Annotated in this window: 9 protein-coding genes and 1 tRNA gene; 6 read left to right on the top strand and 4 right to left on the bottom strand. The window is 41.8% G+C overall.

Going from position 1 to position 9,184, the window contains the following annotated elements; genetic code table 11:
• The 4 genes from WBM49_RS02380 to WBM49_RS02365 form a co-directional block, all read right to left on the bottom strand.
• Window positions 1-1,687, bottom strand: a 1,687-nt coding sequence (locus WBM49_RS02380; protein WP_424370464.1) for a thioredoxin domain-containing protein, incomplete at its 3' end; no start/stop codon positions are given.
• Window positions 1,688-1,734: 47 nt separating this feature from the next.
• Window positions 1,735-2,460: a prolyl oligopeptidase family serine peptidase gene (locus tag WBM49_RS02375; protein ID WP_424370463.1), complete on the bottom strand. Its 726-nt coding sequence runs from the start codon at window positions 2,458-2,460 to the stop codon at window positions 1,735-1,737.
• A 144-nt stretch (window positions 2,461-2,604) separates the two neighbouring features.
• Window positions 2,605-3,732, bottom strand: a complete 1,128-nt coding sequence (locus tag WBM49_RS02370) for a glycerate kinase (RefSeq protein WP_424370462.1) — start codon at window positions 3,730-3,732, stop codon at window positions 2,605-2,607.
• 590 nt (window positions 3,733-4,322) lie between these two features.
• Window positions 4,323-4,396: transfer RNA gene (locus WBM49_RS02365), tRNA-Arg, on the bottom strand.
• Between the two features lie 236 nt (window positions 4,397-4,632).
• Here WBM49_RS02365 and WBM49_RS02360 point away from each other — a divergent pair.
• The 6 genes from WBM49_RS02360 (at window position 4,633) to WBM49_RS02335 (ending at window position 9,065) form a co-directional block, all read left to right on the top strand.
• Window positions 4,633-5,034: a hypothetical protein gene (locus WBM49_RS02360; protein ID WP_424370461.1), complete on the top strand. Its 402-nt coding sequence runs from the start codon at window positions 4,633-4,635 to the stop codon at window positions 5,032-5,034.
• A 25-nt stretch (window positions 5,035-5,059) separates the two neighbouring features.
• A complete protein-coding gene (locus WBM49_RS02355; RefSeq protein WP_424370460.1) occupies window positions 5,060-5,671 on the top strand; it encodes a flavin reductase family protein in 612 nt (203 codons plus the stop codon).
• A 6-nt stretch (window positions 5,672-5,677) separates the two neighbouring features.
• Window positions 5,678-6,853: a M20 family metallopeptidase gene (locus tag WBM49_RS02350; RefSeq protein WP_424370459.1), complete on the top strand. Its 1,176-nt coding sequence runs from the start codon at window positions 5,678-5,680 to the stop codon at window positions 6,851-6,853.
• Window positions 6,850-7,869: a hypothetical protein gene (locus tag WBM49_RS02345; protein WP_424370458.1), complete on the top strand. Its 1,020-nt coding sequence runs from the start codon at window positions 6,850-6,852 to the stop codon at window positions 7,867-7,869. Before WBM49_RS02350 ends, WBM49_RS02345 begins: the two co-directional genes overlap by 4 nt.
• 174 nt (window positions 7,870-8,043) lie before the next feature.
• Window positions 8,044-8,445 carry a response regulator gene (locus WBM49_RS02340; protein ID WP_424370457.1) on the top strand — a complete coding sequence of 134 codons (402 nt, stop codon included), beginning with the start codon at window positions 8,044-8,046 and terminating at the stop codon, window positions 8,443-8,445.
• 77 nt (window positions 8,446-8,522) lie between these two features.
• The gene (locus WBM49_RS02335; RefSeq protein ID WP_424370456.1) at window positions 8,523-9,065 is read left to right on the top strand and encodes a heme NO-binding domain-containing protein; all 543 of its coding nucleotides are present in this window, start codon (window positions 8,523-8,525) and stop codon (window positions 9,063-9,065) included.
• Window positions 9,066-9,184 lie beyond the last annotated feature (119 nt).

Genomic DNA, 9,184 nt, shown 5'->3' with positions numbered 1-9,184 from the left:
CATCATCGGTCTTTATGATCTTGGCAATAAGACTTGCTTGTTCATTGTACCGAAACATATCCGACTCCGGATCATCAAAATTGATTTGCGCATATTCGGTTAATTCTGAAGAGAACTCCAAATATTTAGTGTCCAGGGTAATTTCATATAGTTGCAGAGAGGCATTTGCCAAAAAAGCGTAGTCCTCCAGAAATCCTTCCTGACGGGTACTCCTTAGTTTATAAGAATGCACAAGCTTAGAATCTTTATAGGCGTTTTGGATCAGAAATTCAAAGGTAGATTGGGCATCAGACAGAAATTCCTGGTTGCCAAAAGCCTTATAGGCATCCAGGAAGCCATTGATCAGCAAAGCGTTCCATGAGGTGATGATCTTGTCATCTACCCTGGGATGGATGCGTTCTTGCCTTTGCTTCAGTAATATTGACTGCCAGTTTTTTAAATACGTTTGAAGCTGACCGTCAGTGATCTCATTCTTTTTTGCAAAATCTTTATCTGTTTCTGTTTTGTGTAATACATATCTGTTCTTCTCCCAGGCAGCTGAATTTTTTATAGAATAGTAAGAAGTAAAAAGATCATATTCATTGCCTAACAAAGCCTGTAATTCATCCTTCTGCCAGGTATAGTAGACACCTTCTTCTCCTTCACTATCCGCATCTATGGCAGCGTAATAGCCTCCTTCCGGATTCTTCATCTCTCTGTTAAGAAAGTCTATGGTCTCCAGCACTATCCGTTTATAGGCTGGTTCTTTGTAAACAGCATAAGCTTTTGAGTACAAACTCAGTAGTTGGGCGTTGTCATACAGCATTTTTTCAAAATGAGGAACTTTCCACTTGGGATCCGTACTATAGCGGAAAAATCCCCCTCCAATATGATCATAAATACCCCCCTGAAGCACCTTATTCAAGGTATTTTCAACAAATACATCGGCTTCCAGGTCTTCAGTCAGTTTAGCATACTCTAGCAAAAACATGAGATTTACCGGGATGATGAATTTTTGTTTTCCAAGGTTGCCGCCCTCTTCCATATCCCAGAGTGTTTTCCAGTTACTTAGGGCCCGGGTGAGTATTTCCGGTTGAAGGTCTGATTCTGGTATGGATGAAGGAATATAATTCACTTCTGAAATGCCTTGTGCCACCTTATTGGCGTATTCCTCGGCACCTTTTTTATCGTTCCTGTATTTCTTGTTTACTTCTGTAAGCACATCCATCCATTGGGATTTGGTATGGTAGGTGCCCCCGTAGAGCGGTTTGCCATTGGGAAGTAAAATTACATTTAAGGGCCAACCCCCACTCCCGGTCATTAATTGAACGGCTGTCATGTACACCTGATCTACATCGGGTCTCTCTTCCCTGTCTACTTTAATACTGATAAAATTCTCATTCATCAGACGGGCCACTTCGGTATTTTCAAAGCTTTCTTCCTCCATTACATGGCACCAATGGCAAGAAGAGTATCCTATGCTCACCACAATTAATTTATCTTGTGCTTGCGCCTCTTTCAGGGCCTTATCACTCCAGGGCACCCAATCTACCGGATTGTGGGCATGCTGCAAAAGATAGGGACTGGTCTCATGTATAAGGGCATTGCTAAAAGCCTGCTCTTCGGTCTTCCCTTCCTGAGGTTTACACCCTACAGATAAGGAGACCAGAGTAATATAAATTGCAGTAAATACACCTATTCTATGCATGCGTTCGTAGTCTGTTGGAATAGCAAAAATACAACTTACACCGGTGATTAATCTAGTTGTTGTTCCATAAACCACTCGTATAAAGCTTCGGTTTGATAGGCCTGCACCCAGGAATCGTGCCCAACACCTTCGTAGACCGTAAACGTAACATTGTGGCCAATTCGTTTAAGCTCATTGACCATGGCCTCAGATTCCGAAAATGGTATAGACTGGTCCTCTGTGCCATGAAAGACCCAGATTGGCATGTCTTTGTTGATCCAGGAGGCATAGGGTAGCGGTGTCATCCCACAAACCACTGCCATCGCGGCAAATCTATCGGGATACTGAACGGCAAGTTCCCAGGCAGCACTCCCGCCCCTGCTAAGTCCTGTAAGATAGATACGCTTGGGGTCTACCCGGTTATGGGCTACAATCGTATCTAATAACTGCATCACGGCCCGTACGTTCCACCATTGTTTTTTATGCGGGTTTTGAGGCGCCAATACCATAAAGGGAAATTGCTTTCCTTCAGCCAGCATTTTTGGTGGACCGTTCTTTTTAAGCTCAGGAAGGCTATCCCCCGATTCGCCTCCACCGTGGAGAAAGAGTAATAAAGGAAAGGCTGTTTCTGAATCCTTATCATAATCTTCCGGAAAATATAAATAGTACTGCAGCTTCTCACTTACCAGGGTCAGTTCCTCCCCCTCGATAAGCTGTTTTTGTGCAATGCAGGAAGAAAATATGCATAAAGAAATGCAGAGAGTTATCCAAGACAAGACAGTGATGTATTTCATAATAGGATAAAGGTATTACGCTCGTTCGATGAAATGAAATTATTGGGAAAAATACAACAAACCTAATTCATTGCACAAATCAGAGGTTACATCCATAGGAGACTGCTTTTTTTAATTTCTCACTGATAATAGAATTGAGGTAAATCAGGAATCCACCTTTTTGGCAAAATCGGTAGCCGCACTAACCAGATTCTTATAGCTATGTTTCATTGCCTCCTCCAAATTGGGCATATCCTTAGAAATTGCTACAGTGTAGGCCAGACCTAACTTACTGGCTGTTTTCTCGGTGATATCGATGGCCCCACAAAAAGCCGCCACAGGAATTCCTTGTTGTTTAGCCGATTGCAAGACCCCTTGTATTGCCTTCCCTGATAGGGTCTGATCGTCTAGTTTACCTTCCCCGGTGATGATCCAGTCTGCATCTTTAATATTGGTGTCAAATTGCGCCAATTCCTTAACCAATTCAATCCCTGAGGTTAGTTGCGCCTTTAGGAAAACCTTTGCCGCCGCTCCCAAACCTCCGGCAGCTCCTGCCCCGGCGACATTCTGAACATCAACTTTAAATTGTTCCTCCAGGATCTTAGCAAAATTTCTTAACCCTTCATCTAACCGGACTATTTCTTCATCAGTTGCCCCTTTCTGCCTGGCATAGACATATGCCGCTCCGTTTGGACCATAAAAGGGATTGGTAACATCGCAGGCTACCTTCACCACTATATTTTTTAATTCCGGTAATACTCCCGAAGTATCTATCCTGGCAACATGTACGAGCTTGGCACCAACGGGACTGAGATTCTTTCCGTGCCGGTCCAAAAAGCAAAAACCCAGGGCGGAGGCCATCCCCATTCCTGCGTCGTTGGTGGCGCTACCACCTATGCCTAGTATGATCTCTTTCGCCCCCCTGTCAACGGCGTCTGCGATAAGTTGCCCGGTTCCTAAGGTAGAGGTTGCCATGCAGTTTTTTTCTTGATCCTTTAGAACTTTTAGTCCGGAGGCTTCCGCCATTTCTATATAGGCAGTTTTCGTAATTCCGGAATACAGGTAGGACGCATCTATGGGCCTGAATAAGGGATCGTTTACCGTTACATTTACCGTATCGGCATTTAGATAATAGCGCACCACCTCTATAGTGCCATCGCCCCCGTCTGCCATGGGCATTTTAAGGATTTCGCAATCCGGGTACACCTTTCTCAGGCCATTTTCAAGGGCTTCGCAAATCTCGAGCCCAGTCAGAGAACCTTTGTATTTATCAGGTGCAAGTACAAATTTCATGATAGTGTAATTACTGACAAATTAGGAAAGAAATGATAAAAGGGAAGCTTGAAAAGCTTAAAAATTTAAATAACTAGCTTCAATACGATAGTTCTCCCAGTATTAGGCAGGTTTTAATACTGAAGGCTTGAGGAGCCTCGACCTGGTATTTTTAGAACTGGTTTTTTGTGGTATGGAGCATTACCGAGTTCAACATGTATGTTGAACGAAGGTACTTCGTGAAACAAAACGAGATATGATGTGCTTACGTTGCCGGTCTCGACTTCGCTTGACCTGACATTGATCGACTCCTTTACCTAAGGAAAGTTTACATGCCAAAGGCGTGCAGGCATGCTGAATATCAAAAAAGCCTCATAGTAAGGGATTAACTGCGTTGATCCTGACAGCACTCCGTGCTGAAAATCAAAAAAGACGCTTTTAAGGGATGAGGATTAACTGCGTTGATCCTTTGCAATCCCCTTTGCAAATACAAACCGGCAAAGCGCTTCGCGCTTTATCGTTTTTCATTTCTTTCCGCCATAACAAATAATTTTGACTGGCCTACTGAAATGAAAAACCCTGCAACAATGTTGCAGGGTTTGTGCTTGTAGTGATCGCGACAGGATTCGAACCTGTGACCGTCTGCTTAGAAGGCAGATGCTCTATCCAGCTGAGCTACGCGACCTCTTCTTTTTCGCCGGGCAAATATACTAATGTATTGTTTAGTATAAAACTTATTACTGTCAATATTTGTCCTCTTCAACCCCGACCATTGCTCCAAACCAAAATCCGAGACAAATCGATGAGCAAATAATCCTTCAGGCTGATAATTATCATAGGTCTCAACATTTTAAAATAGTACATTGAACATATGCTGTGGTTATGACCACTAAATGCATTGCTAACATAAAATTCAAGGCCATGAGAAAGGTAGGAATATGGATCGATAAAGAAAAAGCGTATATAGTAACTTTATACAAGGAAAGTGAGAAATTCAGCACCCTGAAATCTGAATTGGAATCTTTTAATGTAAAAGGTGGGTCTCGTTCAAAAACAAGATGGGGGCCACAAGACGTTGTTCAGGACAGTAGGTATTTAGAACGCGAAAAACACCAGTTAAGAGTATTTTTTAAAAATTTGGCAGCTATTATTAACAAGGCTGATGTAATCTCAGTATTTGGCCCCGGCGAAGTCAAGAATAAATTCAGAAAAGAATTGTCGGAACAATATCCGCTTTTGGCAGCCAAAATAAAAACGGTTCAGGTGGCAGACAGCATGACCGATAATCAATTAATTGCACTGGTAAAAGATCATTATAAATAAAATTTAACCTCATTATTTTGAAGACATGAGTAAGGAATTACAAGAAAATTATGTGTCTTTAAACATTAGTAGTCCTATTTGGGATCGGGTTTTTACGGTCGCCCCTCTGGTGATCATTGGGACCAAAGAAAAGCAGGGTTATGATCTTGCTCCCAAACATATGGCCATGCCCCTGAGTTTTGGGAATTATTTTGGTTTTGTATGTACACCTAAGCACCACACCTATCAAAACGTAAAACAAACGGGGGAATTCACCGTAAGTTTCCCTATCCCTGGCCAAATTGTGGCAACTTCCTTAACCGCATCACCCAGAAGGGATGAAATTACAAAGTCGGAAGGCATCGTAAGCGCTTTGGCAACCGTTTCGGCAAAAACAATGGATATTCCTCTAATAAAAGATGCCTATTTATATCTGGAATGTGAACTCTTTAAGGTCATTGACGGATTTGAAGAAAATAGCATGATCACCGGCAAAATAAGAGCTGCTCATGTGCATCGCAATTATTTAAGAATTTCAGAAAATGACGAACAGCAGCAACTTATGAAGTATCCGCTACTGGCGTACATTGCTAATGGCAGGTTTGCCCAAATTAGTGAAACATACAATTTTCCGTTTCCAAAGGATTTTAAAAGGTAATTGTCAATGAATTTGGCTAATCACATAGTAAAACACCTCAATGCTAATCCGGAAACAATGACAGATTTCCTGAAGACACTGGTGCTTCACGAATCACCTTCTAAGGACCAGGAATCTCAGACTAGAATTCTGGGAGTAATGAGCGCTGAGCTAAATAAACTGGGGTATTTTACTCAATACGTCTCAGGGAAAGAAACCGGAGGTTATCTTTATGCCAGGCCTCTTGTTAGGCAGAAAAACACTCCATTCCAGTTAGTAATAGGTCATTGCGATACGGTTTGGGATCTTCATACCCTCCGGAAAATGCCCGTTACTATGAAGGATGGAACTATGACGGGGCCGGGTGTTTATGATATGAAAGCAGGCCTCACACAACTCATTTTCGCTTTAAAAACAATCAATGAATTATCATTACCCGTAGCCCTTACCCCGCTTATTCTAATTAATTCGGATGAAGAGATTGGTAGCAGAGAATCTACACGCATGATTCAAAGATTAGCAAAAATTTCTGACAGGGCCTTTGTCCTGGAACCGCCTTTGGGTTTGGAGGGTAAATTAAAGACCGCAAGGAAAGGTTTGGGCCGTTTCACGATTACCGCAATTGGCAAAGCCGCGCATGCCGGTCTGGATCCCGGAAAAGGAGTAAATGCCATCGTTGAACTTTCTCATCAGATACAGCAATTGTATGCAATGAATGATTTTGAAAAAGGAATTACTGTTAATATAGGAATGATCCAGGGGGGCATATCACCCAACGTAGTGGCCCCGGAAAGTAAGGCGATTGTAGATGTAAGGGTGCTCAACCAAAAAGATGGAGAATCTATCACAAAAAAAATATACGGCCTAAAGCCTTCAATCCCCAATATCGAATTGAAAATAGAGGGTGGAATAGGCCGGCCTCCCATGGAACGTACCCCTCGCAACCAAAAACTATGGCAATTTGCAAAAGCCAAAGGTTCGCTCATGGGGTTAGACTTAGACCAGGGCATAGCCGGGGGCGGATCTGACGGAAATACAACCAGCCAATTCACAGCAACCCTGGATGGCCTTGGAACCACAGGAGATGGCGCTCATGCGGCTTACGAACATATTATTCTTGAAAAATTACCCGAAAGAACTGCTTTATTAATTCAGTTACTTATATCCGATACCGTTGACAATGAATTAAAAAAAGGAAAATGACACCTACCTATATTTTTACATCCCTTACTCGTATATCCGACCTGGCGGATAACGCCTTTGAAGTGCAAGCATTAGACAGATCCGAATGGGCAGCAGGGGACTATGTAGTTGGAAAGATACTAGATCCCGGAAGTACTTCCTTACTTCTCGAGCTTCCAAGTGGAAGGATGAGAGGGGTAATTGGAGGTGAGCGTATCATTGGGGCATTTGGCGAACGCTTTGCCACCCTGGAAATTACGGGCACCTGGAAGAAAATTACAGATGACCTTAGGTTTCACCTTTTAACTGGGGCCGGACTCTTTGGCAAATTAACATCAAAATCTGTGTTCCTGCCACAAATGATGGAACTTGAATACGGAGGACATGTAGTTAGAAACGGGGCCAAAATTACCATGGATAGCTTTGTAACACCCATTGAAATTGTTCCATTTAAAACGCCGGTGGTACTTTTTATTGGTACTTCTATGTCTGCTGGTAAAACTACCTCAGCAAGAATAGTCGCGAACCTTTTTAAAACTGCAGGATATAAAGTAGTGGGTGCCAAACTGACTGGAGCAGGGCGCTATAAAGACATACTGGCAATTAAGGATATTGGTGCCATGGCGGTGTATGATTTTGTTGATGTGGGCCTTCCTTCCTCTATATGTGAGAAGGAATTATTCCAAGAAAAATTAGCACAATTAACAAGCAGAATTGAGTTAGAGAAGGCAGATATCGCCATCATTGAAATTGGCGCGTCTCCTTTAGAACCATACAACGGGGATCTGGCGATCAATGCAATCCGCGACCAGATTAAATGTACCATTCTAAGTGCCTCAGATCCATATGCCGTCTATGGACTCATGAAGGCTTTTAACTTTTCACCAGACCTGGTAACAGGGATTGCAACTAATACCATCGCTGGTCTTCAAATGGTAGAAGAACTCTGTAAGGTAAAGGCCCTAAATATAATTGATGCGAAAACGACCCCTGAACTGAAAGAAATTTTAACTTCTAAAACGGGGTTTCCGCTTTAAGTTCATTCTCGCCTTTAAAGGAAAAATAGAAAGATTCTATCACAATAGGACTGAAAATAATCTTATCTACAGGATTTCGCCATTCGTCTAAGGTAAAGTTCCATTCAACTGCAGTTACCCGATTAGATCGCTTTAAAGTATGACCTTACAACATTCTAATAAAAAAAGAAGGATATGAAAATACTTTTTATAGAAGACGATGCTATTGAAACCATGAAGCTTGACAGGACAATTTCCAAACTTCAGGTAAAACATACCATCATTCAGGCCAACAACGGTGAAGATGCCCTTAAAATTCTAACAGACCCCCAAAATATACCCGATATTATTCTTTTAGACCTTAATATGCCGCGAATGAACGGGATAGAATTTCTACAGATCCTGAAAAGCAACCCTACCCTGAAATACCTGCCCACAATCATTTTGACAACATCCGAGAATAGAACGGACCTGAAAGAATGTTATAAAATTGGGATTGCAGGATATGTAATTAAGCCCCTTAAATACGAAGACTACGAAGATAAGATTCGAAAAGTGATTGCTTATTGGGAGGTCAATGAACTAGTGAAAGCCTAATTCATTAGGCGCTTTCACAACATTTTTTTTCCGTAAAGTCGTAATTTTCCTACATTCAATTTTTAGTTTGCAAATTTATGAAAGGAATAATTTTTACAGAGTTTTTAGAAATGGTTGAAGCTAGCTTCGGACTCGAAGTAGTAGATAATATTATTGAAAAATCTGAATTGGCCTCTAATGGCATCTATACTTCTGTAGGGACCTATGAGTTCAATGAAATGGTGGCATTGCTGACTAATCTATGTCAGGAAGTTGAATTACCGGCCAATGATCTGCTCCATACTTTTGGTCTTTATCTCTTTGAAAGTTTGGGAAAAGCCCATCCGGAAGTTATTCAGAGTTATAACTCGCCCCTAGGGCTATTGTATTCCATTGAAGATCATATCCATGTACATGTCAAAAAATTGTATCCGGATGCAGCACTTCCAACCTTTACGGTGATTGAAAAAAGCGATACCTCACTGTCCATGATATATTCATCTTCTCGCGGACTCTATAGCCTGGCACATGGACTTATGGAAAAGACATTTACACACTTCAACAAAACCGCTCAAATCTCCTATGAGCTTTTAAAAGAAGACGGAACAGAAGTAAAATTTGATATCGTCCAGCATGGATAACAGGGAAGTTGAATTGCTGAAAAAGGCATTGGAACGCCAGAAAAAAGCAAGACTTCAGGCCGAAAAAATACTGGAGGAAAAATCTCAGGAACTTTATAGCCTTTCAAGGCAACTAAAAG

Source organism: Muriicola sp. (assembly GCF_049669965.1).
In the GTDB taxonomy this organism is placed as follows: domain Bacteria; phylum Bacteroidota; class Bacteroidia; order Flavobacteriales; family Flavobacteriaceae; genus Muriicola.
This window is presented reverse-complemented; position numbering and strand designations above follow the sequence as displayed.